General features: G+C 64.6%; 23 protein-coding genes. 3 read left to right on the forward strand and 20 right to left on the reverse strand.

Annotation, left to right across the window (positions count from 1 at the left end):
* Positions 1–18: 18 nt before the first annotated feature.
* The 5 genes from KGZ40_00990 to leuD all read right to left on the reverse strand — a co-directional run bounded on the left by KGZ40_00990 (position 19) and on the right by leuD (position 3,479).
* Positions 19–720: a tetratricopeptide repeat protein gene (locus KGZ40_00990; protein MBS3956099.1), complete on the reverse strand. Its 702-nt coding sequence runs from the start codon at positions 718–720 to the stop codon at positions 19–21.
* Between the two features lie 30 nt (positions 721–750).
* Positions 751–1,287, reverse strand: coding sequence for a hypothetical protein (locus tag KGZ40_00995; GenBank protein MBS3956100.1), 537 nt, complete (start codon positions 1,285–1,287; stop codon positions 751–753).
* Between the two features lies 1 nt (position 1,288).
* Positions 1,289–1,705 carry an FxLYD domain-containing protein gene (locus KGZ40_01000; GenBank protein MBS3956101.1) on the reverse strand — a complete coding sequence of 139 codons (417 nt, stop codon included), beginning with the start codon at positions 1,703–1,705 and terminating at the stop codon, positions 1,289–1,291.
* Between the two features lie 170 nt (positions 1,706–1,875).
* Positions 1,876–2,985, reverse strand: coding sequence for a 3-isopropylmalate dehydrogenase (leuB, locus tag KGZ40_01005; protein MBS3956102.1), 1,110 nt, complete (start codon positions 2,983–2,985; stop codon positions 1,876–1,878).
* Positions 2,982–3,479 carry a 3-isopropylmalate dehydratase small subunit gene (gene leuD / locus KGZ40_01010; protein MBS3956103.1) on the reverse strand — a complete coding sequence of 166 codons (498 nt, stop codon included), beginning with the start codon at positions 3,477–3,479 and terminating at the stop codon, positions 2,982–2,984. Before leuD ends, leuB begins: the two co-directional genes overlap by 4 nt.
* A gap of 113 nt (positions 3,480–3,592) precedes the next feature.
* Between leuD and KGZ40_01015 the strand changes: the two genes are divergently transcribed.
* On the forward strand, positions 3,593–4,585 hold the full coding sequence (locus KGZ40_01015; protein ID MBS3956104.1) for a flippase-like domain-containing protein: 993 nt from the start codon (positions 3,593–3,595) through the stop codon (positions 4,583–4,585).
* A 15-nt stretch (positions 4,586–4,600) separates the two neighbouring features.
* Here the strand turns inward: KGZ40_01015 and KGZ40_01020 are convergent, their stop codons facing one another.
* The 8 genes from KGZ40_01020 to leuC all read right to left on the reverse strand — a co-directional run bounded on the left by KGZ40_01020 (position 4,601) and on the right by leuC (position 14,591).
* Positions 4,601–5,314 (reverse strand): SagB/ThcOx family dehydrogenase, encoded by a 714-nt coding sequence (locus tag KGZ40_01020; GenBank protein MBS3956105.1) that lies wholly within the window; start codon positions 5,312–5,314, stop codon positions 4,601–4,603.
* Between the two features lie 94 nt (positions 5,315–5,408).
* A complete protein-coding gene (locus tag KGZ40_01025; GenBank protein ID MBS3956106.1) occupies positions 5,409–6,668 on the reverse strand; it encodes a hypothetical protein in 1,260 nt (419 codons plus the stop codon).
* Positions 6,661–7,671: a hypothetical protein gene (locus tag KGZ40_01030; GenBank protein MBS3956107.1), complete on the reverse strand. Its 1,011-nt coding sequence runs from the start codon at positions 7,669–7,671 to the stop codon at positions 6,661–6,663. Before KGZ40_01030 ends, KGZ40_01025 begins: the two co-directional genes overlap by 8 nt.
* 105 nt (positions 7,672–7,776) lie before the next feature.
* On the reverse strand, positions 7,777–9,141 hold the full coding sequence (locus tag KGZ40_01035; protein MBS3956108.1) for a hypothetical protein: 1,365 nt from the start codon (positions 9,139–9,141) through the stop codon (positions 7,777–7,779).
* Between the two features lie 208 nt (positions 9,142–9,349).
* Complete coding sequence (locus tag KGZ40_01040) at positions 9,350–10,600, reverse strand: NHL repeat-containing protein (GenBank protein ID MBS3956109.1); 1,251 nt, start codon at positions 10,598–10,600, stop codon at positions 9,350–9,352.
* Positions 10,597–11,400, reverse strand: a complete 804-nt coding sequence (locus KGZ40_01045; GenBank protein MBS3956110.1) for a hypothetical protein — start codon at positions 11,398–11,400, stop codon at positions 10,597–10,599. Before KGZ40_01045 ends, KGZ40_01040 begins: the two co-directional genes overlap by 4 nt.
* Positions 11,401–11,599: 199 nt before the next feature.
* Positions 11,600–13,306 carry an O-antigen ligase family protein gene (locus KGZ40_01050; GenBank protein MBS3956111.1) on the reverse strand — a complete coding sequence of 569 codons (1,707 nt, stop codon included), beginning with the start codon at positions 13,304–13,306 and terminating at the stop codon, positions 11,600–11,602.
* 22 nt (positions 13,307–13,328) lie between these two features.
* Positions 13,329–14,591, reverse strand: coding sequence for a 3-isopropylmalate dehydratase large subunit (gene leuC, locus KGZ40_01055; protein MBS3956112.1), 1,263 nt, complete (start codon positions 14,589–14,591; stop codon positions 13,329–13,331).
* A 302-nt stretch (positions 14,592–14,893) separates the two neighbouring features.
* On the opposite strand from leuC, the gene KGZ40_01060 reads away from it, so the two are divergent.
* Positions 14,894–15,193 carry a hypothetical protein gene (locus KGZ40_01060; protein MBS3956113.1) on the forward strand — a complete coding sequence of 100 codons (300 nt, stop codon included), beginning with the start codon at positions 14,894–14,896 and terminating at the stop codon, positions 15,191–15,193.
* Positions 15,194–15,330: 137 nt separating this feature from the next.
* Here KGZ40_01060 and KGZ40_01065 read toward each other — a convergent pair whose 3' ends face one another.
* Positions 15,331–16,911: a 2-isopropylmalate synthase gene (locus tag KGZ40_01065; protein MBS3956114.1), complete on the reverse strand. Its 1,581-nt coding sequence runs from the start codon at positions 16,909–16,911 to the stop codon at positions 15,331–15,333.
* Positions 16,912–17,057: 146 nt separating this feature from the next.
* Between KGZ40_01065 and KGZ40_01070 the strand changes: the two genes are divergently transcribed.
* Positions 17,058–18,386 carry an ATP-binding protein gene (locus KGZ40_01070; protein ID MBS3956115.1) on the forward strand — a complete coding sequence of 443 codons (1,329 nt, stop codon included), beginning with the start codon at positions 17,058–17,060 and terminating at the stop codon, positions 18,384–18,386.
* An 11-nt stretch (positions 18,387–18,397) separates the two neighbouring features.
* Here KGZ40_01070 and serA read toward each other — a convergent pair whose 3' ends face one another.
* Genes serA through ilvD form a run of 6 tightly spaced genes read right to left on the reverse strand, consistent with a single transcriptional unit; the run spans position 18,398 to position 26,099 of the window.
* Positions 18,398–19,978, reverse strand: coding sequence for a phosphoglycerate dehydrogenase (gene serA, locus KGZ40_01075; protein MBS3956116.1), 1,581 nt, complete (start codon positions 19,976–19,978; stop codon positions 18,398–18,400).
* Entirely contained in the window at positions 19,975–21,138 is a 1,164-nt protein-coding gene (locus KGZ40_01080; protein ID MBS3956117.1) for an alanine--glyoxylate aminotransferase family protein, read from the reverse strand. Before KGZ40_01080 ends, serA begins: the two co-directional genes overlap by 4 nt.
* A 34-nt stretch (positions 21,139–21,172) precedes the next feature.
* Positions 21,173–22,177 (reverse strand): ketol-acid reductoisomerase, encoded by a 1,005-nt coding sequence (gene ilvC, locus KGZ40_01085; protein MBS3956118.1) that lies wholly within the window; start codon positions 22,175–22,177, stop codon positions 21,173–21,175.
* A 23-nt stretch (positions 22,178–22,200) separates the two neighbouring features.
* The gene (gene ilvN, locus KGZ40_01090; protein MBS3956119.1) at positions 22,201–22,686 is read right to left on the reverse strand and encodes an acetolactate synthase small subunit; all 486 of its coding nucleotides are present in this window, start codon (positions 22,684–22,686) and stop codon (positions 22,201–22,203) included.
* Positions 22,687–24,432: a biosynthetic-type acetolactate synthase large subunit gene (ilvB, locus tag KGZ40_01095; GenBank protein ID MBS3956120.1), complete on the reverse strand. Its 1,746-nt coding sequence runs from the start codon at positions 24,430–24,432 to the stop codon at positions 22,687–22,689.
* 8 nt (positions 24,433–24,440) lie between these two features.
* Positions 24,441–26,099 (reverse strand): dihydroxy-acid dehydratase, encoded by a 1,659-nt coding sequence (gene ilvD / locus KGZ40_01100; GenBank protein MBS3956121.1) that lies wholly within the window; start codon positions 26,097–26,099, stop codon positions 24,441–24,443.
* Positions 26,100–26,288: the final 189 nt, after the last annotated feature.

Consider the following 26,288-nt stretch of genomic DNA (forward strand, 5'->3'; position numbering starts at 1 on the left):
CACGCATGTGGTCTCTGGTCACTCGGAACCCTGAGGCGCCGGACTCGCCTCGAGAGACGGACTCGCCTCGATTGAGGCGCTGACCCGCGCGATCGCCTCCGTCGCGGCCTCGTCATCGGGGATGAACGTGAGCACTGTCTGGAAATCTTGGAGCGCAAACTCTAAGTCACCCATCTGCTCGGCGATACGGCCCCGCTCGTAGTAGATGTTTGCCGCCTCGGGGAATGACGCGAGCGCCTCGGTGAGCGCATCACGCGCGCTCTCCAGGTCGTCGAGACCCTTGTACGCCTCGGCGAGCTCCATCTGCAAGAGGAAGCGCCAATCCGCGGTCTCGTTCTCGCCAAGGCCCAGCGCCTGCTGCAAGCTCGCGACCGCCTGCTCGTAGCGCCCGAGCGCCCGCTCCACCATACCCTTGACCAGGTAGCCGTTCCCGAGCTCGGGATCGAGACGGATCGCGTACTCGGCTTCGCGCAGGGCGTCAGCGTTGCGTCCTACCGAGAGGTACGCCGCGGCGAGACGTGAGCGTGCCTCTGGGTCATCGGGGGCGGCCTGCACCGCCCGTTCTGAGACGAGGATCGTGCGCTCACCCTCTGTCGTGGGCGTCCCCGCGTTTCGCGGGTTCATGACCGTGTCGAGCACGAGCCCCGCCACGACGACAACCGCGACTACGAGCGAGGCGATGGACACCCTCGTGATGGTCAGGAGCGTACTCGATTTCAACGCCACACCTCCGGTTCTTCGCGCGGCTCGCTATCTCAGCGCGTCCGCGCTTCCGATGATCGTGTCGATCTTGTAACTTTCCCCGTCAAGAACAAGAACGATGACCAGCTCGCGCTCGAGACCGTAGGGCTCGCTAACCGAGTCCCCCGTATCGGCGTCGACAAAGTAGGAATCGTCCAGAAACTTGTACGAGACACGCGGCCGGTCCTCTTTGAGATCGGAGACGGTAAACTCCTGTTGGGAGTGGACGCGCACGCGCTCCACCCCCTCATTCTCGTCGAGCCCGCGCGCTCTGGCCCACTCGTGGATCATGTTCTGAGTGAACACGGCCCCAAGTTGCTCCTCATCACCAGAGAGCCACGCCTCGACAGCGAGCTTCGCGTCCGCGAGCACCTGCTCGCGCAGAGGTGCGAGGTTGCGCCCGCCCTGCTCCTCACTCGCCTCGACGTTCACGACCTCGACCGCGGGTGGCCTACATCCGGTTGTCACGCTCGCGAGAAGCGCCACGGCGGCGAGCACGACGGCGATGCGGCGAAGCCATGGGGTCGTGTGCGAGGCGGCGGCCATCTTAAAACGCCGCCCCCGTCACCGTCGGCTCGGCGGCAAATCCCGTGTCGAACAGGCCGATCTCAACATCAAAGGATCTCGCGCCCCCGGCCGGGATGTCCCTCACGTTGATCTCCATGGTTTTGAGCTCGTTACCGCTTCCGTCGCGGATCACAAGCTCGACGGCGGCCACTCGGCAATCCTGCTGGGAGGTGTTGGCGACCTCACCGTACACGCGGGCGACCTTGTAGGCGTCCGCGTATGCGCGTATCACCCTGGCTTGGAGGCCGCTGAGCAACTCCGGGTCCGTGCTCATCTCAGGTGTCTGATCCACGCCGGTGACCATGTCGCGCACGGCCTGACCACGATCCGAGCTGAGGTAGAGGAGTGCCGAGCCTGTCAGGATCACCGCGACAGCAACCACAAGTGCGAATCGCAACTGAACACCACCGTTTGCTTGAGACTGCCAGGCCAGAAGCCCTCATCGAGGGCCGCGAAACCCGCTTCCGCAGGATTCGAGATAGATATCACAAGCACATAGTAGCATGAGTCCGCGGCGCGACAACGCCGTCTCCACGAAACATCCACGGCGCGGTGCGGCCCTCCTGGCTACAGGCGATCCGCGACGAGCGAGCCCATCTCGGCGGTTCCCACTACGCGTTTGGCGGGCGTTGCCGCATCGGCGATGTCGCGCGTGCGCCACCCCTCGGCCAGCGTCTCTTCGATGGCAAGCGCCAGCGCGTCGGCCGCCCCGTGCATCGCGAAGGAGTGGCGCAACATGAGCTCGACGGAGAGCAACATCGCAAGCGGGTTGGCGATCCCCTGCCCGGCGATGTCGGGCGCGCTTCCGTGGCTCGGCTCGTAGAGCGCGGTCCCGTCGCCAAGCGAAGCGCTCGCCAGCATGCCGAGCGACCCGGTGAGCATCGACGCCTCGTCTGAGAGGATGTCGCCAAACATGTTCTCCGTCACGATGACGTCGAACTGTCCCGGGGCGCGGATGAGCTGCATCGCGGTGTTGTCGACGAGCTGGTCGAGAAGCTCGATGCCGCTGTACTCGGCGGCGTGAAGCGAGTGGACGACCTCGCGCCACATCCGGCTCGATTCGAGCACGTTGGCCTTGTCGACGCTGTGCACCCGCCCGCGCCGCGTGCGCGCCGCCTCAAACGCCACCCGCGCGATGCGCTCCACTTCATACTCGCGGTACTCCATCGTGTCGTAGGCGCGCTGCCCGGGCGCTCCGCCTCGCCCCGCTCCGGGCACGCCGTACTCGCGCTCTCGCGCCCCAAAGTAAAGCCCGCCGGTGAGCTCGCGCACGATCAGCATGTCCACGCCCGCAAGCGCCTCGGGTTTGAGCGTGGACGCCGCGGCGAGCGCGTCGAAGAGCTTTACGGGCCGCAGATTCGCGTAGAGCCCGAGCGCCTTGCGTATGCCGAGCAACCCCTGCTCCGGCCTCGGCTTCGCAGGGTCGGTCGTGTCCCATTTGGGACCGCCGATCGCCGCGAGCAGAACCGCGTCGGCCGCGTGCGCCGCTTCGAGTGTCGCTTCTGGTAGCGCCGTGCCGGTCTCGTCGATCGCGATACCGCCGAGGAGCGCTTCGACGAACTCGAACTCCACCGACTCGCGCGCTCCGATCGCGCCCAGGACTTTGACCGCCTCGGCGGTGATCTCTGGACCGATGCCGTCTCCGGGCAGCAGGCATATGCGATGGGTCGCCGTCATCGCTGCGCCAGCTTGGCCTTGACCGCCTCGATGAGCCCGCCCTTCTCGATGATGTCTTTCACAAACGGCGGGAACGGCTGGGCTTTGAAGGTGGCGCCCGTCGTCTTGTTGGTGATGATGCCCGCGTCAGCGTCGACCTCGACCTCGTCTCCGTCGGAGATGCCGTCAACGGCCTCCGGGGACTCCATGATCGCAAGGCCGGTGTTGATCGCGTTGCGGTAGAAGATGCGCGCAAACGACTTCGCGATGACCACGCTCACGCCCGCGGCCTTGATCGAGATGGGCGCGTGCTCCCGGCTCGAGCCGCAACCAAAGTTCTCCTCGGCAACGAGGATGTCGCCAAACTCGATCTTGCTCACGAAGTGCGGGTCGAGGTCTTCCATGCAGTGCTTGGCGAGCTCCTCTGGAACGCTTGTGTTGAGGTAGCGCGCGGGGATGATGACGTCGGTGTCGATGTCGCGGCCGTACTTATGCGCGGTGCCGTGAAACTTCACGGGGCTCCTCTCCCGGGGACCGTTGGTGTGAGGGATTTTACCACGCGAACACTGCAGGGCTGTCGTCGTATACTCTCGAAAGACATTGCCTGACGACTTGAGGAGTCCAGCACGTGAGTACAGCCGGTCACCCCATTGCCAAGAAGCTGATCCCCGTCGCCGTCATCACTGTTCTCGTGATGTTTGGCATCACGCTTTACGCCGACGCGGACAGCTTGTTCGCAGCGCTCGCAGCGTTTGATTTGAGAGCGCTCGCGCTGGCCGTCGCCCTCGCCTCACTCAACCTGACGGTACGGTTTGTGCGGTGGCACTACTACCTGAACCACCTCGGCATCAAGGCGCCCAAGCGGATGAGCGCGGGCATCTTCCTTTCCGGACTGTCGATGTCGATAACACCGGGAAAGCTCGGCGAGCTTCTGAAATGCTTCATGCTGCGTGACCGTATCGGCACGCGGATAGCCAAGACCGCGCCGATTGTGGTCGCCGAGCGCTACACCGATATCGTGGGCGTGTTCGCGCTCGTCGCCATCGGCGCGACGCAGTTTTCCGGGGCGGGGCCGATCCTCATTGTGGGCGGCATCTTCATGCTCGCGGTGTTCGTGGTGTTGAGCGCGTCGGACAAGATGGTCGACCGGGCGGGCGCGTTGCTCTCACGCGCGCTGTTCAAGGGCCGCTCGTTTGAGACGGATTGGGCGCGGGAATCAGGCGCGACCTTTCGCACGCTCTTGCGTGGCAGACCGCTCGCTGTGGGAACACTCCTTGGCGGGCTTGCGTGGTTCTTCGAGTGCCTCGCCGCGTTCGTGGTCTTGCGCGGGTTTGGGGAGACCGGCGTGACGGTCATCGGCGCGACGTTCACGTACGCGACCGCGACACTCGCCGGAGCGCTCTCGATGCTCCCTGGCGGACTCGGCGCGACCGAGGGCGGGATGACGGTGCTCTTCGAGCAGCAGGGAGTACCCCGAGACATCGCCGCTGGCTCCACCATCGTGACCCGGGCGGCTACGCTGTGGTGGGGCGTGGGCGTGGGCGCCGTCATGTACTTCGCGCACGCCGCCTTCTCGCGTCAGGCGCTCGCGGAAGCGGTAAGCGAGGAGGAGGGCGCGTAAGGGAGTGCCGCGCGCTCACCGCTCCGGTGTGCCGACGGGTATCAAATAAAGCGGCGTCTCGTCGTTTCCGGCGGCGATCGCGCGTCGCACACCCTCGTCCACAAACGCCCCGATCGCCACGCTGCCCAGTCCCAGGTGCACCGCCGTAAGCATCAGGTTCTGCGCGGCGTGTCCCGCCTCCAGGTGCACGTAGCGCTCCGCTCGCTCACCGTATTTCGCGGCAGTCCGGGCGTACACCGCGTTCACCACGAACACGACGGGCGCCTCGGCGATGAACATCTGAGCCAGCGCGGCGAGGGCGAGGACCCGCCGCACATCGTTATCGTTTAGGCGCCGGAGTTCGTCATCGGCGGGGCTGTAGCGGTACACGCCATCAGCTGCCGCCGCGTAGAGTTCGAGCGGATAGAGCGCTCCTGCCGAAGGCGCCGCCCGAAAGCCCGAGGCGGGGTCGGTGATACCTTGCGCAGAGCGCATCATCAGCGCGATGTGTTCGCCGGAGACGGGGTCGGCCGCAAACGCGCGCACCGAGCGCCGGCGTTCGATGGCGCCGAAGAGATCCGCGGCGGCCTGCGCCTCGCCGGTCGCGGGCGGAGCGGGTGGGGCAGGCGGAGCGGGGCCGGGGGTCGCTGGGTCGCTCACGAGCCCTGCCCCGGTATCTTCCATCTGGCGCGGGGCGCACCCCGCCAGGAGCACCGCCAGCCCCAGTACGAACACGCGTCTGTCGAGCACATCGATCACCCCTGGCTTTGCGGGAGCCGCTTGTGTTCGAACATACCCACCCTCTGCGCCGCGCACACAGCTCACCGTGCGCGCGGCCCGGCTCTCACCGATCCCGGGGAATCGGCACCTCGCCGGGCGCGTAGCGCGGATGGCAGTTCGCGCAGAAGTTGCGGTCGCGCCTCCACTCGAGATACCCATGGCACTGGTCGCACCCGTTGTTGAACGGGTCAGCCGCTTGGTGCTCGCGAGCAAATGACGGGGACGGATGCGAGGGGAACGTTCCTTGGTGGCATCGCATGCACGGACGTCTTGTTGGCGTGTGGCACAGACCCTGGCACGTGCGGCCGTCGTTGAACCAGATGTCCTCGACAGCGACGCGCGCGTGCCCCGGTCCCATGAACTCCCTCGTATGCGGGAGCCTCAGGCCGTGGCAGACATCGCATTCACGCACCTCATCGTGGCACGCTCCGCACTCGACCTGATCGACGTGCGCGCGAGGCTCAACTGCTGAGCGCGCCCTGACGGCGAAACCAAAGTCCTTCGTGTGACAGTCCTCGCACCGCGCCGAGGCGATCTGCGCGTCATGACAGCGCATGCACGGGTCCATGCCCACCGTGTACCGGTCAACCACGCCCGTCCCCGAGTGGGGCACGTGGCAATCCCCGCACAGCGCCCCGGCCTCAAGCGGCTCGGCGTGAGACATTCTGACGCCACGCTCTTGGTTCTCGGTAGTCACCGAAATCTGTCCTGAATGGCAGTACGCGCACGCCCGGTTGGGCGTAGGGGCACCGTACCCCGCCCCCGACGTCTCATCAAACGCGACGCTCGTGATATGCACCGCACGGCTGACAACCGCGGTCGTGAGAGTCGCGACAGGATGCGCGGTCTCGTGGCAGTAGACGCATCTCACCGAGACGTGCGGATCCGTCTGCGGAGCTTCGAAGCGCGCGGTGTGGATGGAATCGTCTGCGTGACACGACAGACACACGGCGTCTCGGCCGCTCACGTACCCTCCCGCGACCCAGACCACGCCAAAGATGACGATCCAGACAGCCTGGGTGACGTACCACCTGACTTCGCGCGCGGTCGAAGTGGGCGGCGTTGGGGGCTCCGCATCGCGCTCGGCCGCATCCTGCGCGCGCGGTGGAACCGCCCCTTCTGCCTGAGGCTCCATTCGCGCCGATTCCCGCAAGACGATCAGGACGAGTACCAGCACGATGAGCAGGACCACGCCCGTGATCAACGCAAGAACGAGCATGAACGCGGTGGGATTAGAGGAGGGGTTTAAGAGCACTCCAACGATGAGGGCCCACAGCTGCCCCGGGGTGACCTCCAGCAGGCGTGTCACGAGGTCGTCATTCACGCGGAACGCTCCGGGGGGTGAAGCCGAACTGCATCAACTGCTCGGCGGTGACCGGATGGACGTGACGCTCGTGACACTCCGTGCAATCTGGATCCTGGTGGCAACGCCTGCACCCGTCCTCGCCGTCGGCCTCGATGGTGGACGCGTGCCCGCGCACGAACTCTTCAGTGTGCGGCATCTCGTAGACGTGGCAGTCGCTGCAGAAGGTGGCCTGGTGGCACGTCTGGCAGCGGGCATCGGCATCCGTCGCTGAGCGCGCGTGAGTTCTCATGAAGTCGGGGCCGTGCGGAAGTCCCGCTCCATGGCACCCGGCGCATCTTTGCGGCTGATGGCACGGCACGCATGTCGACATGCGGCCCATACCGTGCGTCTGCAAGTACTCGGGGCCGTGAGTCACGGCGAATGTGCCCGTGCTGATGCGGTCGCGCGCCAGGCGTCCGGTGTGGCACGCCATGCAATCGTCGGTTATGCCGTCGCCGCCGTGACAGTCGAAGCACATCTCCATCGACGTGGTGCGAGGCCACGAGACGGCATCCGCATGCGCGACTGTGGAGTGACACTCGGTGCAGGTACGCGTCTGGGCGCACTCTGAGTGGAGGATTCTAAGACCGCCGGTCTCGACGACGCCAGTAAAGACACGGTCGTGGCACGCCACACACGATTCCTGTTGAACCGCCGCTAGCGCCGGGTCGATATCCACGAGCCGCAGATACATGCCGAGAACCTGAGCGTTGGCAAACTCCACGCGCGAACCGACCGTCAGCCCCCCGTGACACGATGAGCACTCAACATTCGCATGGCTTGCCGCGCCGGTCGCGCGGGCGAAATCGCCGGTCAGATGGCACCGAGCGCACTCAGGCAGCGTCACCGCGGTGTACCCTACCGCACCAGCGTATGCGGCCAGCACCACGAACAACACGAGACCGAGAACCGTGCTCAGCACCCGAACAATTCGAGCGCGCCGCAAGCGTCCGTCTGGCGTGGAGACTGAAGAGTCGGTCATGCGACACATTATAGCATCTGAACGTGAGGACGGAGCCGACCGTGTGGCCGACTCCGTCCTGCGTGCGGCTATGAAGCGTGATCCGCTTCGCGCTCGCGTCTTATGCTAGTAGTTGATACCTACACCAGCGCTACCGTCGCCAGCAACGTGGCACTTGAGGCACAGGCCGTCACGTGTGAGCGGCTCCGCGTTGTGGGGAGTGCCCGCTCGCGTGCCAACAACAATCTCCTGCGCATCATCGGCGTCGCCAGCGGAGGTCAGCCACACGTACGAGGATCCGAGCCCGGGGGTGGTGGTAGTCAATCGCGCAACCGACTGCCCAACGTTGTTGACGTAGTTGTGCGGGAACGCCGGCTGGCCCCAGAAGGTCCGTGCGGCATGGCATGCCTGACACGAGTTAGCGGGCGCCCACGCGATCGTCCGGTCGCCGGTCCAGTCAGGCGCGAACTGGGCGACCCTGAACGGGTTGGGGGTGTCAGTAGCAGCAATCGTGCCATCAGGCAAGCGGTTGCCCGCGGTCACGGTCGCGTTCCAGCTGCTAGTCGCCTCAGCGAGCACACGGTGACCGGTCATCTGGTCCTGGGCCTTGGTAAACCCTGTGTTCGCGAAGGTGATTCCCTCATTGACCGGACCTGCGTAGCCTCCGGCCGTGGGAGAGTACCCGGCGACCGGAACGGCAAACGCTGCTCCGGAGTGGCAGTAACCGCACAGGTAGCCGGTTCCAAGCACCACGCCGTCAGCACGGTTGGCCGCTGATCCAGCAAAGCCGAGCAACTCGTTGGTAGCAAGACCGGTGGCCGCGGTAAGCTTGGCCGCGTCCGTGTTTATGTTGGCGTCAGCTCCGTCGTGAATCAGCTTCTGCGCGAGAACAGGGAACTCCGATGCGCCAGCCCCATGCGGGCTCACCGTATGGCAACGCGCGCAATACGAGTGCGGGGTGATTGATGTCGCCGTCAGGTTGTTGACGCGCACCGGGGTAAACGTGGCATTCTGGCCGTGGCAGAAGATGCAGCTCGAACTCGCACGGGCACGCACATCGGTGCTTCCCGTCCCACCACGGTTTGCCACGGGGACACCCTCCCAGGCGGTCAGGACCGTCCCGCCAACAGTGGCCTGGTGGACCGAGTGACACACGGCACACTTGTTCGTGGTCGTAGTGTAGTTGCCGTGCGGGCTCGTCGAGCCATCGCCGCTCCAGACCTCAGCACCGCTACCGTTGGCCGAGGCATCCCAGCGCAGGTAGCCAGCGAACCCAGTAGTGGGCAAGTTTTCAAACGTGCTGTCAACGGTCAGCGTTGTTCCGAACCCAGGATTGTACGGACCACTGAACAGATTCCGCCAAGCCTGCGTTCCCACTCCGCCGCCCGAACTGATACCCGGCGTGGTGACCGGCGTCTTCGCAAACGCCGCACCCGCAAACGCGACGACAAGCACCGCCGCGAGAGTCAGAACCAATACACTTCTCTTCATTGTGCGAACTCCTTGGATCGAGATTAATGGTGTGATCTCTTTCATTCTTGCACCTCCTTTCCGAGATTGGATTTCCATGTGCACGTCTTACGGTCACATGATGTGTCCTATTGTAGTCTTAAGTGATCTGATTCGCAAGCAAGAAATCTGAGAAAGAAGACCCCGCGCGCTCCTACGCGCACAGGGTCTTCGCATCGCTCGAAGATGCTTAGACTGAATCGCCCGCAACCCCGCTCTGGGAGTCTTTGCGCTTCTTAAATGAGCGGACTGCCAGCACAATCAGCACAAGGAGGATCAGGAGAACCGGAGGCACGCAAGCCCTCAGTGGTCCCGCGAGCGACCTTCTGATCTGGGACTCGACGTCGACTCCTGGGGCAGAGCCCGGCAGGCGTATGATTTGCACGCGTGAATTACCCTTGTCCGCGACCGCGAACCAATCGCGCTGCGGGTCGTACTCGATGCTCACAGGCCACACAAACTGGCCGTCCAGCCTCCCGTGCTCACCGTACTTCGCCAAAAACGTTCCGTCATCTTGGTTGAACACCGAGATCGAGAAATCAAAGGCGTCGACCACCACGATCCGGCCGGATCCGTCAATCGTCACACCACCGGGCAGCTGCATCTGTGCGGGAGCCGTGGTGACCCGTGATTCGGCCATCGCGGTGCCACCGGTAAGCTCCACCTGGTTGCCTGGAGCGCCGGTTGACACCATCCAGACGCGTTCGCCCTCCGCGTCGTACTTGCTCAAGCGATTGTTGTACGCGTCTGACACGTAGATCGCCCCGTCGTCATCGATCGCGATGCCGTTTACCGTGTCGAACTCGCTGTCGCCTTGCCCGCGTGTGCCGATGACTACACGTGGCGCGCCTGTCTCCGGATCGATGATGGCAAAGCCGGATGTCGACCCTATGACCATGGTGCCACGTGCGTACTCAATGTCGATCGGGTTTGGCACCGAGAACGCTCCGAGATCCTGTCCCTCTTTCGTAAATACCCGGACCCAGTCAAGCATCGGCTCGCCGATGAAGAGTCGGTCGTCCATTCCCACAGCGATTGGACCAAGCCCGCGCAACGGCACCTCCGCCTCATCGCCGACGGATGACACGTACGTGCCTTCCGGACTGAAAGCAAACGCCCGGCTCGGGTACATCGCGTCGGTGACCCAAATCGTACCGTCCTCAGCGATGTCGAGCTTGTGCGGTTGCACAAACTGCTCCTCCGGGGTGGTTCCCCAGCCGTAGATAGAGCGGACCCACTCAATCCCGCCTGTCGCATCCGCTGTGGCTACCCCTGACCTCGGAGAGATGAGATTTGCGAGCATGATCCCGACTCCCGCGAGCGCAAGCAGCAATATGATGATGATCGCTACTACGAGCATACGGATCCGCCGCGTCGCCCTCCCGTCACGGGAGGCGCTCGTGGAATCGCCGTACGTGTCTTGGCCCGAATCGGTCATCACTCAGCTCCGATCCTCTGAAGGTGTTCCATCACTGCGGGGTCGCCAGGCATATACACGAGCGCCGCGCGGAAATCTGTTTCGGCGCCTTCGAGGTCGCCGAGCTGTTCTTTGAGGTAGCCACGTCTGATAAGCACGTCCGCCGCCGTCTCCTTCTCCTCTAGGAACTCATCGAGCGCCTTGATAGCCGCTTCGACGTTGCCAAGGTTGACATTGGCTTCAGCGATAACGATCAATGCCTGCCAGTAGTTCTCGTGGACGGGCTCGCCGCGGCTCTCTGGCGTGTCAGCAGCTTGCTTCTGCGTTTCGTGATACGCGCGCAGCCGGGTGCGGAGCTCCTCTGATGCCTTGATCGCATCCTCGTACCTGCCCGACTCCATATGAACTGCAGCCTGGAAGAACGCGACCTCTTCTGTGCCGGACTCGTCGACAACACCCGCGAGTTGATCTATGAGGTTCTGAGCCTGAGTGAGCTGTCCTGAAGCGATGAGCGCCTGGAGATACGCACCCCAGGCCTCCGAATCTTCCGGATTCTGCATGGCCGTAAGCTCACTGATCCGCAGAGCGCGCTCGGCGGACGTTCGTGGCGCTTCTGGATCGTGAAGCCCCATCACGAGGGCGGATACTACCGTGACGAGAAAGAGTGTCACGAGCGCGCCTGTGAAGTAGAAGGCTCGCCGCACGAACGGATCCCGGAACAGTGGCCTTCGCCGTGCCGCATCTGCGGACCCGGGGGTACTACCAGGCTCTGAAGCGCGGTCGGATTCTCGGTCCGTCAACCCGCTCTCCTCAGACTGGTTCATGTCGCCTCCTCACGTATCTACGCATCAAGTGCCCGAGAACTCGCGACCAACGGTCGCGCACCGGACACGAACGTCTGCAGTCTAGCACTGCGCCGCGACAGGTGTAGCTTCTCGTGTGCCAAGTTCACACATACAACATAATGTGGCGTCAGGTAAGTTCATCGCGGGTGAGGCCTTCGCGTCTTTGCCCGCTCGCGGTCTACCGTGCGAGGTCGAGTCCAAACCCGCGCGCCTGCTCTTCAAAGTTGCGCGTTCCCGACCACTCTGGATACAGCGACTCCAGCACAGCGTAGGAGGAACGCGCCCCGGCGAGATCACCCTGACGCGCAAGAAAGAGGCCGCGCGAGAAGTTTACCTCCGGCGAGAGCGGAAACGCCCCTAACGCCGCGTCGTAGCGGACCGCGACGACGGCAGGTTCCATCCCGAGCGCGTCGCTCGCGTGCGCGCGCTCGAGTAGATACCGGTGTTCTGACGGGACAAGCTCGATGGCGCGCGTGAGCCCGGCCTCGAGGTACCTCGTACGCGCTTCTCGGCCAGGCGGCTCCTCGATCTCAAGTCCGTGCCGGTACGCGCTTTGCGCCCACAATTCAGGGTCGTACCGCCATGCCCGCGCGGCCGTTTCTGTGAACGCCGCGGACGCCGGATGGTAGTCAGGGCGACCGACCGCAAGACACGTGAGGGCAAAGAAGAGCAGCGGCGTTGCGCACGCAAGCCCAGCGATCCCAGGTGCGCGCCTGGCAACCCAGCTCAAGCCGCGACGTTGCGTCGCGTGCGCTATGGCGACGCCGCCACTTCGCGCAGGAAGCGTCGCCACAAGCATCATCACGAGAGCGGGCAGTGATTGCAGCGACACCGGCTGCAGCAGCGTGCTCGTGAAGAACAGAAGCACACCCGCGATGAACGGAAGTGTGCCCGGATCGCGCGCGCGAGACCACGTGCGCGCGAGCGCCGTCGCCGCGACCAACGCCAGTACGACTCCCGCGATCCCGCCGTGCACACCAATATCGAGCCACAAATTGTGCGCGCTCACCGACAGTGCCGGGGTGTCTCCCTCGATGTATGCGGACGCAGGCGTGATGAGGCGAGCCGCGACGTGCGGGAAAGAGTCGGGTCCGGCGCCGATCACCCACCACTCCCTCGCCACATCGAGCGCACTGCGCCAAAACTGCGGCCGCGTCCCGAGATACCCGGCAGCCGCCGTGCCTGAGCCGAGCACCGCGGCAACTCCCGCAGCAGAGATGAGAGCGTGCGTGACAGGGAGCACAGGCGCGGCACGCCAGAGCATGCGCTCGATGCGGTCGCGGGACAACCCGGCATGCAGAGCGCTCCACACGAGCGCGAGAACAACCCCGAGCGCAGAGCCGATGTACCAGAGCACGCCCGCAACACCACACCCAACAAGCAAGCGAACGTGCGCGGCTCTAACCGTCGAAAGGAGAACCGGCAAGAGCAGCACGAGGAACTGCGCGCTTAGAGCCCCGTTCGATGAGAGTCCCCAGGCGATGGGTAGTCCAGCGATCACTTGGCCGAGCACGGTAAGGACCCACGCGGCGCATGCCCACGGAGCGATTTGTCTGAGGATCGAACGTATCTCCGGCGCAAACGGTGCAGCGAGGACCGCAAGTGCGCCGAGCGGCACGAGCGAGATCACCCCGAGGCGGATGCGCGGAGAACCAAAGAGCGCAAACGGCCAGAACTCCGAAAACGCGGTGGAAAGCGCGACGAGCGTGAGCGCCGCCGCAAGAAACACGGTTGCGCGCGGCACCTTGAATGGACGATGCGACGTGAAGACGGCTACCGAGAGCGCGACGAGCGTGAGCGCGGTCAGGAGCATAGGCCCATCGGTTGCCATCCAGATGCCGCGCGAAGGGTACGCTGAAGCGGCCGTCAAAACGGCCAAAACCACCGATATCCTCAGCCACACGGCGCTACCCTATCCCAATGTCCTCCGGAAGCGCGATACGCCCGGCAACCGCGGTGGCCGCCGCGACCGCCGGACTCGACAGGTAGACCTCGCTCGTCGGATCCCCCATTCGACCCACGAAGTTGCGGTTGGTCGTCGCCACCGCACGCTCTCCCGCCGCGAGGATGCCCATGTGGCCACCGAGACACGGTCCGCACGTGGGCGTGGAGACCGCGGCACCCGCGTCGAGGAAGATGTCGGTGAGGCCCTCGTGCATGCACGCGCGAAAGACCTCTTGCGTGGCGGGGATGATTATGAGTCGGACCCGCTCGTGCACTCTGTGCCCCTTGAGTATCCCCGCCGCGATCCGCATGTCTTCGAGACGCCCATTTGTGCACGAGCCGATCACGACCTGGTCGACGGTTATGTCGCGCGACTCCTCCGCCAGACGTGTGTTGGAGGGCAGGTGCGGGAAGGAGACGGTGGGCTTGAGCGTCGAGACGTCGATCCTGATGACGCGCGCGTACTGGGCATCCGGGTCCGAGCGGTACTCGGTCCACGGGCGCTCCGCGCGCCCCTCGACGTAGGCGCGAGTGATGTCGTCCACCGCGATGATGCCTGACTTCGCCCCCGCCTCGATCGCCATGTTGCAGACGGTCATGCGGTCGTCCATCGACAGCGCGTCGATGGTGGAACCCGTGAACTCCATCGCCTGGTAGAGCGCGCCGTCAACACCGATCATGCCGATGATGTGCAAGATGAGGTCCTTGCCCGAGACCCACGGCTGGAACTCGCCGTCGACGACGAACTTGATCGACGCGGGCACCTTGAACCATGCCTCGCCGGTCGCCATACCGGCGGCCGCATCGGTGCTGCCGACACCGGTCGCAAACGCTCCGAGCGCGCCGTATGTGCAGGTGTGGGAGTCAGCGCCGATGATGACGTCTCCTGGACCTACCACGCCCTGTTCGGGCAGGAGCGCGTGCTCCACTCCCATGCAACCGATCTCGTAGTAGTGGGTAATTTGCTGCTCGCGAGCGAACTCGCGCATGATCTTGGCCTGCTCGGCGCTCTTGATATCCTTGTTGGGGGTGTAGTGGTCCGGGACGAGCGCGATGCGCTCTGGGTCCCAGACCTTGTCGACGCCTATCCGTCTAAACTCGCGGATCGCGATAGGTGCGGTCACGTCGTTTGCGAGCACGATGTCGAGCGAAGCCGTGATGAGCTGGCCGGGTTCGACCTCATCGAGACCAGCGTGGGCGGCGAGGATCTTTTCTGTGATGGTCATCGGTCGGGGCATGCGGTGGTCCTCCTCGACGTACGTACTTTCCAGTCCGTGCATTCTACGCGATGGGGGCGGCTGCCGCGAGGGTGCGGGTGGTGGTTGTGGGTGGTGGTGTGTGGGTGCCGGTGTGCGGGTGCCGGGTGGCAAATTGCTCACGTGGAGCGTCAGGCAGACCGCTCGGGGATCCTCCAAGTGGCACTCGGGTTAGTGGGAACGATCGTTCCCACTAACCCGAGTGAACATGAGACCCCCCGCCCTGCCTCTCGGCCCCTCTCTGCCCAGCCCTGCTCGCCGAGCTTGCAGGCGTGCTGGCCCGGCCCAAGCTCGCATCCCGCGTCGCGCCCGAGGACGCCCGCGCGTTCGTCGCATGGCTCGAGCGCGTGGCGATCGTGGCCCCCGACCCGGTCGGCATCGTAGCGCTCTCACCCGACCCCGGCGACGACTACCTGCTCGCGCTCGCCCGCGCGAACAGGGCTGGGGCGCTCGTGTCGGGAGACGCGCACCTTCTCGATCTCGAATCAACGACGGAGCCCGCGCCCGGCCACGCCGAATATCGCGTGCTGGCGCCTGCGGTATTCGCTGACCTCGTCGACTCGCTGCGGTGAGTCTTGTGGCGTAGCGGGATGGTTCGAGCAACCCTCAAGCGAGTAGAGCGCTCCATCGTCAATCGACGATGAACGATCGACGATGGACGACGCGTTGTTCGCAACAACCCCGAGGCCCGCGCGGAGGGCCCCGCCGCCTACACCTCGTCGGTGACCTGGGGGCGCTCGGCCACCAACAAGCGGTTGAGCGCGTTGACGTAGGCGCGCGCCGACGCGGTGATGATGTCGGAGTGGGCGCCTCGGCCGGTGAACACGCGACCGTCGCCGCTGCGCACGCGGATCGTCACCTCGCCGAGCGCGTCGATACCGCGCGTCACGCTCTGCACGCTAAACTCGATGAGGTCGTTTTCCACGTCGATCATGCGGTTGATCGCCCGGTAGACGGCATCGACCGGGCCGGTGCCGTGGCTCGAGTCGATGATCGGCTGACCGGTCGCGGCCTCGACGAGCTCGACCGTCGCGGTGGGGATGCCGGGTTCGCCGCACATGACGTGGAGCGAACGCAGGTGGTAGACCTCGCCTACCGACGTGCGGCCCGTCTCGCTCACAAGCGTCTCGAGGTCCTCGTCGTAGACTTCCTTTTTCTTGTCGGCAAGTTCTAGAAACTCGGTGTGAACACGTTCGAACTCGGCCTCGGCAAGATCGTAGCCGAGCTGTACGAGCCGGTGTCGGAGCGCGGCCCGGCCGGAGCGCGCGGTCAGCACGATCGCGCTGCCGCCTACGCCCACGTCGGCCGGGTCGATGATCTCGTAGGTCGATCGCTCCTTGAGCACGCCGTCTTGATGGATGCCGCTGGAGTGGGCGAACGCGTTTGCGCCCACGATCGACTTGTTGGGCTGGACGAAGATGCCGGTGATGTTGCTGACCAGGCGCGACGTGCGCATGATCTCGCGCGTGTTGATGGTGGTGTCCGCGCCGAAGTACTCGCGACGCGAGCGGAGCGCCATCACCACCTCCTCCATCGCGGTGTTGCCGGCGCGCTCGCCGATCCCGTTCGCCGTGCACTCGACCTGGCGCGCGCCCGCCTTCACGCCCGCGAGCGCATTGGCGGTCGCCATGCCGAGATCGTTGTGGCAGTGCACCGCCACCGTGACGTCCTCGATGCCGTTCACGTGCTCGAAGAGCCCACGGATCAGCGCGCCGAACTCCTCGGGATACGTATAGCCGGTGGTATCCGGGATGTTAACGACCGTCGCGCCAGCGGCGATGACCGCCTCGACCATCCGGTAGAGAAAAGCCGGCTCGGCGCGCCCGGCGTCTTCCGCGTAGAACTCAACGTCGTCGACGAACGAGCGCGCGAGCTTGACGGCGGCGACCGCGCGCTCGACAGCCGTGTCGCGATCGATCCGCAACTTGTGCTGCAGGTGTGACTCGGACACGCCGATCCCGGTGTGAATGCGCGGACGGGCGGCCGTGGACAGCGCCGCGGCGGCGGTCTCGATATCTGCGGGCACCGCGCGGGAGAGCGCACACACGACAACCGCGTCGCCCACCTCGGCCCCGATGCGACGCACGCTCTCAAAGTCGCCAGGACTAGAGATCGGGAACCCGGCCTCGATCACGTCCACGCCGAGACGCACGAGCTGGCGGGCGATCTCGAGCTTCTCCTCGGTGTTCATGCTGGCCCCGGGCGACTGCTCGCCGTCGCGCAGCGTGGTATCGAAGATGTGGACCTTGTCGAGGCCGAGGGCCGCGGGGGTGTTGTTTGTCGTATTCATGCAGGAAGTATATCAGTCGCCCCGCTCGGCGGTCGCCAGCCGCTGGTTGAGCGTTCTTACGTCACATTTATGTGCACATCCACACATTATTCGTACGTAACATGTGCTATACTGCACTCAAAACGACTCAGAGGGGTTGGTAGCGTATGGAGCGCTTCCTCACGGCAACACTTCTTGATTGGAAGAACAGTCCGCGCCGCAAGCCTTTAATTTTGCGAGGCCAACGTCAGGTGGGCAAGACCTGGCTGCTGAAGCACTTCGGCCGGGATCACTACGCGCATGTGGCGTACTTCAACTTCGAGGAAGACCCCGCCCTCGGCGCCATCTTCGAGACCACCAAGAACGTTGATCGCGTCCTCGAGCATCTCTCCCTAGTCGCTGGTTCGCCGATCAGGCCAGACAGTACCCTGTTGATCCTTGACGAGATCCAGGAGAGCAACGCCGCCCTCAACTCGCTCAAATACTTCCAGGAGAACGCACCCGAGTATCACATCGTGTGCGCCGGCTCGCACCTGGGAATCGCCCTGTCGAGGCCAGCGTCGTTCCCCGTTGGTAAGGTCGACTTCCTCACACTCCACCCGATGACATTCTCAGAGTTCCTGCTGGCAAGTGGCAACGAACGACTATACGAACACCTCCGGGAAATCAGCCGATTCGACGCTCTGCCCGACATCATCACCCAACCACTGACAGAAGAGCTCGCGCGCTATCTCGTCGTCGGGGGCATGCCGGAGGCGGTCCACATGTGGACCGCAGAGCGCGACATGGGCGAGGTCATCAAGGTCCAGCAGGCGATACTCGACGCGTACCAACTGGACTTCGCCAAACATGCGCCGCCAAAGGACATCGCTCGCATCAGCCACCTGTGGAACTCACTGCCTGCTCAGCTCGCACGCGAGAACCGCAAGTTCCTCTACCGGGTAGCGCGTGAAGGCGGGAGGGCACGCGGCTACGAGGACGCGCTCAACTGGCTCACCGAGACCGGGATTGTCACAAGGGTCGTTCACTGCCCCACGCCGCGACTGCCCCTCTCGGCCTACGATGACCTCTCTGCGTTCAAGCTCTACGCCGCAGACACGGGCCTCCTCGCTCGGCAGTCCCGTCTAGAACCGTCAGCCCTCGCAGACCCTCTCACTCCTTTCACCGAGTTCAAAGGAGCGCTCACTGAGAACTACGTCTTACAATCGCTCACCGCGTGCTTCGACGTCGCTCCACGATACTGGACGTCTGCCGGACAAGCCGAGGTCGAGTTTCTGCTTCAGTACGGCAACGACATCCATCCGGTGGAGGTGAAGTCTGGGATCAACGTCAAAGCCAAAGGCTTGAGCGTCTACCGGAACACGTATAACCCGCGGATCGCCGTCAGACTATCGCTTCGCAACCTCCAGCTGAGAGACGGACTGCTCAACGTGCCGCTGTTCATGGCCGACCAACTTGGACATCTGCTTGAGCTGGCACAGAACGCGACCGAGTAGGCCGCGCGCGGCTACAGCTCCACGCTCCATGCGTCTTCCATCCCGGCCACGTCCACGATGCGCTTGAGCAACTCGCCGCTAATGGGCGAGTCCACCGTGATGCACATGAGCGCGGTCCCTCCCACGCCCTTGCGTGCGACCTCCATCGAGCCGATGTTGATGTTCTCCTCGCCCAGGATGGTGCCCACCTTGCCGATCATGCCGGGGCGATCGGGGTAGACAAAAAACGCCATGTTGCGCGCGACCTCAAGGTCTGTGTCGTAATCGAGAAGCGTCACGATGTGCGGCTCGTTGCGTTTTCCTACAAGCGCCGCGCCGATCTCGACCGGACCGGTCGGGGTCACCGTGCGAACCACGAGCATCGAGACGAAGTCGTGCGTCTCGGCGCGCTTGGTCTCCGTGACGGACAGCCCGCGTTGCTCGGCGTAGTAATCGGCGTTGACAAAGTTCACGCTCTCCGCGCCCACCACGGAAAGCAAACCCTTGAGCACCGCGGTCTTCAGGATGCGTGTATCGGTCTCGGCGAGCCCACCCACCGTGAGGATGTCGATGGACTCCACCCCGCCGCGCGCCATCTGCGCCACCATCTTGCCGAGGTCTTCCGCGACGTCGATGTAGGGCCCCACCTTCTCGAGCACTTCGTGCGCGACGGGCGCGATGTTGACCGCAGTGGGCACCATCTTGCCCTCAAGCCCGGCGGCGACGTACTCGGCGATCTGTTCGCCGGCGCGGTCTTGCGCCTCGGCCGTCGACGCGCCGAGGTGCGGCGTCAGGATCACGTTCTCAAACGCGGAAAGCGGCGAATCCGTACACGGTTCGACTTCGAAGACGTCGATCGCCGCACTCGCGACCTTGCCGGCGCGAAGCGCATCTGCGAGCGCCTCGACTTGGTAGATGCCGCCGCGCGCCGTGTTCACGAGACGCACGCCGTCCTTCATCTTGGCGAACTGCTCCGGCCCAAACATCCCGATCGTCTCTTTGGTCTTAGGCAGGTGCACGGTGATGAAGTCGGCGAGCGGGAGCAACGCCTCGTAGTCGGCGTAAAGCTCAACACCCATCGATGCGGCGCGGTCCTCCGTCACGTACGGGTCGTAGCCGATGAGCTTCATGCCCAACCCGCGGGCTCGCTCGGCCACGAGCGAACCGATCCGTCCGAGCCCAAAGATCGCAAGCGTCTTCTCGTAGACCTCCGCTCCAGTGAACTTGGAGCGCTCCCACTTGCACGCTCGCATGCTCGCGGCCGCCTGCGGGATGTTGCGCGCCTGGGCGAGCATGAGCGCGATCGTGTGCTCGGCGGCAGACACTATGTTTGAGGTCGGCGCGTTGCACACAATGATGCCGCGCTCTGTGGCGGCCTGAACGTCGACGTTGTCGACCCCCACCCCCGCGCGGCCGATCATCTTGAGCTTGACGCCCGCCTCGATGACCTCGCGCGTCGCGCGCGTGGCTGAGCGCACGATGAGCGCATCGTACGCGGGGATCGCCTCGATCAGCTCCTCAGGCGACAGGTCGACCTTCACGTCGACGTCGAACCGCTGCCGCAGTAACTCGACACCGGAGTCAGCGATCCTCTCGGCAACAAGTACCCTCATTGGTCTCCAGCTCCCAACTCTCCCATGAAGACGGCCTCGGCCGCCTTGATACCGGCTCCACGCTCGAACTCGTACCCGAGACGGGCAAGCGTCATCTCAAGCGCCGAGAGTGTCACGATGATGTCGAACTCTCCAAAATAGCCGAGGTGGCCGATGCGGAAGATCCGGCCGGTGTAGTCGTCCTGGCCTCCGGCGATCGTCACACCGTAGGCGTCTTTCATCGTCTTGACGAGCGCCTTTCCGTCCACACCTTCCGGCACCCACACCGGCGTGACCGCGCCGCCTCGGCCTTCGGGCGGCGCGAAGAGCGCTAGGCCGAGCGCCTCGCAGCCGCGGCGCGTAGCCTCGGCGAGGCGGAAGTGGCGCGCGATGGTGTTCTCGAGCCCCTCCTCGCGAATGAGGCCAAGAGCCACGTTCAGGCCTAACACGAGCGAGACGGCCGGAGTAAACGGGGTGGTGTCCTTGGCGATGTTTTTCTTGTAGCGCATCCAGTCGAAGTAATACTTGGGAAGCGTCGAGCGCTCGTAGGCTCGCCACGCTTTCGCCGAGACGGTGCACGCCGCGAGTCCCGGCGGCACCATGAGGCCCTTCTGCGAGCCGGTCATGACCACATCAAGGCCCCACTCGTCGGTCTTGCACTCCACCGCGCCGATGCCGGTGATCGAGTCTACGATGAGCACGCACTCGTCAAAACCGCGCACGATCTCGCCGATAGCCTTGACGTCGTTGAGGACGCCGCTACTCGTCTCCGATTGCGTGACAATGACGCCGCGCGCATGCGGGTTCGCTTCGAGCGCCGCCGCGACGTCAGCGGGGTTGACGACCTCGGTCCACTCGTACGTCAGGTCGATGATCTCAAGCCCGTAGACCTCGGCTATCTGCTTCTGCCTGTCGCCAAACTTGCCGTTGCGCGTGACGATTACGGTGTCACCGGCACAGAAGCAGTTCGCGATGGCCGCCTCCATGACGCCCGTGCCCGAGCTCGCGAAGAGGAGCGCGTCGCCTTCCGTCTGGAAGACGTACTTGAGACCCCTGATCGCTTGCGCGAAAGCCGCCGAGAACTCCGGCGTGCGGTGGTGGATGATCGGCGCGGCCTGCGTGAGCAGGACCTCGGCCGGAACCGGTGTGGGACCCGGCGTCATGAGGTAGTTCTTCTTCATCGCGCGTCCTCCTTTCGCGTGTACCGGGCGTGGCCTACTCGCTGTTCTTCTCGGCGATCCAGCTGAACATGCCGCGCAGCTCGCCGCCTACGTCCTCGATGAGGTGCTCAGAGTGGATGCGGCGGGTCGCCTTGAAGTGCGGGCTTCCGGCCTTGTTCTCCAGGATCCAGTTGCGCGCGAACGTGCCGTTCTGGATCTCCCAGAGCACCTCGCGCATCGCCTCGCGGGTCTCCTCGGTGATGATGCGCGGCCCGGTCATGTAGTCGCCGTACTCGGCGGTGTTAGAGATTGAGTCACGCATCTTGGCCATGCCGCCCTCGTACATGAGGTCGACGATGAGCTTGAGCTCGTGCAGGCACTCAAAGTACGCGATCTCGGGCTGGTAGCCGGCCTCGACGAGGGTCTCGAAACCCATCTGCACGAGGTGGGTGGCGCCACCGCAGAGCACAGCCTGCTCGCCGAAAAGATCGGTCTCGGTCTCCTCGGGGAAGGTGGTTTCGATGACCGCGGCGCGAGCGCCGCCGATACCCGCCGCCCACGCGAGCGCGACTTCTCGCGCAGAGCCGCTCGCGTCCTGGTGCACCGCGATGAGGCACGGCACGCCGGATCCCTCAAGGAAGACTCGGCGAACCATGTGGCCGGGGCCCTTAGGCGCGATCATGATGACATCGACGTCCGCGGGCGGCTCGATCTGTCCAAAGTGGATGTTGAAACCGTGCGCGAACGCGAGCGTCTTGCCTGCGCCCATCGACTCGTGGACCTCGGCGTAGTACGTGTGCGCCTGGGTCTCGTCGGGGGTGAGCATCATGACGATATCGGCGTCAGCCGCCGCCTCGCGCACCGTCATGACCTTGAGGCCGCCGACCTTGGCCTTGTCCCAGCTCTCCGAGCCAGCGCGCAGGCCCACCCTCACGTCACACCCCGAGTCGTGCAGGTTGAGCGCGTGCGCGTGACCCTGCGAGCCGTAGCCGATGACCGCGATCTTGCGTCCGGTGACAAGCGACAGGTCGCAGTCACTCTCGTAGTACACCTTCGCCATGGTACGTCTCCTCTTCCGTCTCGTCAGCTCTCGCGCGATCCACGCGCCAGTGCGATACGCCCAGTCCGCGCCAACTCCTTGATGCCGTACGCCCTCAGCAAGTCTTCCATCGCGGCGAGCTTCTCTTTGGTGCCGGTTGCCTCGATGGTAAGAGTGTTCTTGCCCACGTCTATGACTTTTGCCCGGAACACGTTCGTGACCTCGATGACTTCGTGTCTGCGATCAGGCGGCGCGTTGACCTTGAACAACACGAGCTCGCGATCGACCATCTCGGCCGGGTCGAGGTCTTGGATCTTGATGACGTTCACGAGTTTGTGGAGCTGCTTGGTGATCTGCTCGAGCGGCGTGTCCGCGGCGCTCACCACCATGGTGATGCGCGAGAGCGTGGGGTCCTCGGTGACTCCCACCGCAAGCGAGTCGATGTTAAACCCGCGCCGAGCGAACAGCGAGGTCACGCGCGTCAGCGCGCCTGGCTTGTTCTCCACAAGCACCGATAGTGTGTGCTGCATCTACTCCCACACCTCCTGGAGCAACTCGTCGTCGAGCATCTCAGAGACCGGGCATCCCGGCACCCCGCCGAGCATCTCGTCGATACTTCCGCCCGGCGCCACCATCGGAAAGACGCACTCCTCGCCTATGATGCGGCAGTCCACGACCGCCGGTCCGTCGTAGGCGAACGCCGCGAGCAGCGCCTGGTCGATCTCATCGGGATGCTCGACCCGCACACCGAGACACCCGTACGCCTCGGCCAGCTTCACGAAGTCCGGGCAGTCCCGCGGGAGGACCGAGTGGCTGTAACGCTTGCCGTAGAACAGCTCCTGCCACTGCCTCACCATGCCGAGGAACCCGTTGTTGAGGATGACGACCTTGACCGGCAGCTCATGCACCTTCGCCGTGGCGAGTTCTTGGGAGACCATCTGAAACGAGCCGTCGCCCGCGATGTCGATGACGAGCGCGCCGGGCTGTCCCGCCTGCGCGCCGATCGCGGCCGGGAAACCAAAGCCCATCGTCCCGAGCCCGCCTGAGGAAACCCACGTCCGCGGCTTGAGGGCGCGATGAAACTGCATCGCCCACATCTGGTTCTGCCCGACTTCGGTGCACACGATCGTCTCGCGGCCGGCGGTGAGCGCGTCGATACGCTCGATGACGTATTGCGGCATGAGGGTCTCGGCGTCGGGAGCCTCGTAGTGGAGCGGGAACCGGTTGCGCCAGTCGTCGATCGCGCGCATCCACGCATCCGTGCGCGGCTCGGCGCCGGTCTTACGGAGCTCGGCGGTGATCGCGGCGGCGATGTGCTTCGCGTCGCCAACGATGGGCACGTCCACGGGCCTGTTCTTGCCGATCTCAGCGGGATCGATATCGATGTGGATGACCTTGGCCTTGCTCGCGAAGGTCGCGAGCTTGCCGGTGACGCGGTCATCGAAGCGCACGCCCACGCCGATGAGCAGGTCGGTCTCGGTGATCGAGTAGTTGGTGTACTTCGCGCCGTGCATGCCCGGCATGCCGATGAAGAGGTGGTGATCCTCGGGAAACGCCCCCTTACCCATGAGCGTGCACGTCACGGGCAGCTGCATGAGCTCGGCGATCTCTTTGATCTCGGGTGCCGCTCCGCCCGCGATCACGCCTCCACCCACGTAGAGTAGCGGCTTGCGCGCACGCGCGATGAGAGACGCCGCCTGCTTGATCTGCTTGGCGTGACCGCGGTAGGTGGGCTTGTAGCCCGGGAGGTTTACCGGCGCGTCGTAGTCGAAGGCGACCTCGCCTTTCGAGACGTCGACCGGCACGTCGATGAGCACCGGGCCCGGACGGCCGGTGGTCGCGATGTGGAACGCCTCTTTTATGATGCGCGGAAAGTCCGCGGCGTCTTTGACCAGGTAGTTGTGCTTGGTGATGGGCATTGTGATACCGGTGATGTCGGACTCCTGGAACGCGTCGGTGCCGATGACACTCGTTGCGACCTGCCCGGTAAAGACTACGAGCGGTATCGAGTCCATGTAGGCGTTCGCTATCCCGGTAACGGTGTTTGTCGCGCCCGGTCCGCTCGTCACGATGACGACGCCAGGTCGGCCGGTGGCGCGGGCGTATCCGTCGGCGGCGTGGACGGCGCCCTGTTCATGCCTGACGAGCACGTGCCGGATGCTCTCGGCATCGTAGATTGCGTCGTAGATGGGCAGCACCACGCCGCCCGGGTACCCAAAGATGACATCGACGCCCTCCGCCTCGAGACTGCGGATGAGCGCTTGGGCGCCGGTGATCCGTTCGCTCACGACACCACCGCCCCTTCATCTGCACCTGAGACCGACTTCAGGTAGCGAGCGAGGTAGCCGCTCGTGACGCGGGACTCAGGCGGCGTCCAGTGGCGACGCCTTTCCGCGAGACGCTCCTCGGTCACCGCGAGCGTGAGTGTGCCAGCATCGATGTCGATGGTGATCTCGTCGCCCTCCTCCACAAACGCGATGGGACCGCCGTTGATGGCCTCTGGCGAGACGTGCCCTATTGCGGGACCGCTGGTGGCGCCCGAAAAACGTCCATCAGTGATGAGCGCAACGCTCGACGCCAGTCCCATGCCGGTGATCGCGGCGGTTGGCGCAAGCATCTCGCTCATCCCGGGACCGCCCTTGGGACCCTCGTAGCGGATGATCACCACGTCTCCGGGGCGGATCTCGCCGCCGTACATCGCGGCCACCGCCGCACCTTCCGAGTCGAAGACTCGCGCAGGTCCGGTGTGCTTGCGCATCTCGGCAGGTACGGCCGACTGCTTGATCACGCAGCCACGAGGCGCGAGGTTTCCCTTGAGCACGCGCAGGCCGCCCTCGGGATAGTACGCGCGCTCTACCGGGCGCACGACGTCGGTATCGCGATTCTCGGACGCGTCGATGATCTCGCCCATCGTGAGCCCCGAGACGGTCATCACGTCGCGCGCGAGCAGCCCTGCCTTGTCGAGCTCGACAAGGATCGCGCCCACCCCGCCGGCCGCGTACAGATCCTGGATGTGGTAGTGGCTCGCCGGCGACAGGCGGCAGATGTTGGGCGTGCTCGCCGAGACCTCGGACCAGTCGTCGAACGTGATCGGATGGCCGAGTTCGTGCGCGATCGCGGTCAGGTGCAGCACCGTGTTGCTCGAGCCGCCAAATGCCATGTCGACGACCATCGCGTTACGGATCGCCTCCGGGGTCATGATCCGCCGGGCGGTGATACCTTCAGCCAGCAGTTCCATCACCTTCATGCCGGCACGCTTGGCAAGCCGGATCCGTTCCGAGTAGACGGCGGGGACGGTGCCGTTGCCGGGAAGCCCCATGCCGATCGCCTCGGTCAGACAGTTCATCGAGTTCGCGGTGTAGAGGCCCGCGCACGAACCGCACGTGGGGCACGCGACATCCTCGATCTCCCGCAAGGTCTCCTCGGACATCTCACCGGTCTTGACCTTGCCCACCGACGTGAACACCGTCTCCAAGTTGACGGGCGCGCCGCGGTAAGAGCCGGCGAGCATCGGCCCGCCTGAGACGACAACGGTGGGAATGTCGAGTCGCGCCGCGGCGATCAACATGCCGGGGGTGATCTTGTCGCAGTTGGGGATGAGCACCATCGCGTCGAACGCGTGCGCCTGCACCACGAGCTCAACGCTGTCGGCGATGACGGTGCGACTGGGAAGCGAGTACCGCATCCCTGCGTGGTTCATCGCAAGCCCGTCGCATATACCGATGGTGGAGAATTCGAGTGGGGTGCCGCCTGCCATGTACACGCCGGCTTTGACCGCCTCGGCGATCTTGTCGAGCATGACGTGACCGGGAATGATGTCGTTCGCCGAGTTGACCACGGCTACTAACGGACGCGCGATCTCCTCATCGGTAAGCCCGTTAGCCTTGAGCAGACTGCGATGCGGCGCCCTGGCCAGGCCGCCCTTCATGACAGCGCTTCTCAGCTCCATCGTCCACCTTCCCTTGTCGCGGTAAGAGGTCGCGGGCGTCCGGGCGGCCGCACGAGTAAGGTGGGTTCGCCACACGAAAAGAAGTGACGCGGCCGACAGTCCTCCGCAACGCGAAAGACCGCGGTCGCGACCTCGTGCTCTCGCGTCCACTCGTGCGGCAGGTAACGGATGCCACCGATCCAG

The organism is Clostridiales bacterium (genome assembly GCA_018333995.1).
In the GTDB taxonomy this organism is placed as follows: Bacteria; Actinomycetota; Coriobacteriia; order Anaerosomatales; family SLCP01; genus JAGXSG01.

Coding starts and splice junctions, on each gene's coding strand:
- KGZ40_00995 (MBS3956100.1), bottom strand. CDS start 1,287: ATGGCCGCCGCCTCGCACACGACCCCATGGCTTCGCCGCATCGCCGTC.
- leuB (MBS3956102.1), bottom strand. CDS start 2,985: ATGACGGCGACCCATCGCATATGCCTGCTGCCCGGAGACGGCATCGGT.
- KGZ40_01030 (MBS3956107.1), bottom strand. CDS start 7,671: ATGACCGACTCTTCAGTCTCCACGCCAGACGGACGCTTGCGGCGCGCT.
- KGZ40_01035 (MBS3956108.1), bottom strand. CDS start 9,141: ATGAAGAGAAGTGTATTGGTTCTGACTCTCGCGGCGGTGCTTGTCGTC.
- KGZ40_01045 (MBS3956110.1), bottom strand. CDS start 11,400: ATGAACCAGTCTGAGGAGAGCGGGTTGACGGACCGAGAATCCGACCGC.
- leuC (MBS3956112.1), bottom strand. CDS start 14,591: ATGACCATCACAGAAAAGATCCTCGCCGCCCACGCTGGTCTCGATGAG.
- KGZ40_01065 (MBS3956114.1), bottom strand. CDS start 16,911: ATGAATACGACAAACAACACCCCCGCGGCCCTCGGCCTCGACAAGGTC.
- KGZ40_01070 (MBS3956115.1), top strand. CDS start 17,058: ATGGAGCGCTTCCTCACGGCAACACTTCTTGATTGGAAGAACAGTCCG.
- serA (MBS3956116.1), bottom strand. CDS start 19,978: ATGAGGGTACTTGTTGCCGAGAGGATCGCTGACTCCGGTGTCGAGTTA.
- KGZ40_01080 (MBS3956117.1), bottom strand. CDS start 21,138: ATGAAGAAGAACTACCTCATGACGCCGGGTCCCACACCGGTTCCGGCC.
- ilvC (MBS3956118.1), bottom strand. CDS start 22,177: ATGGCGAAGGTGTACTACGAGAGTGACTGCGACCTGTCGCTTGTCACC.
- ilvN (MBS3956119.1), bottom strand. CDS start 22,686: ATGCAGCACACACTATCGGTGCTTGTGGAGAACAAGCCAGGCGCGCTG.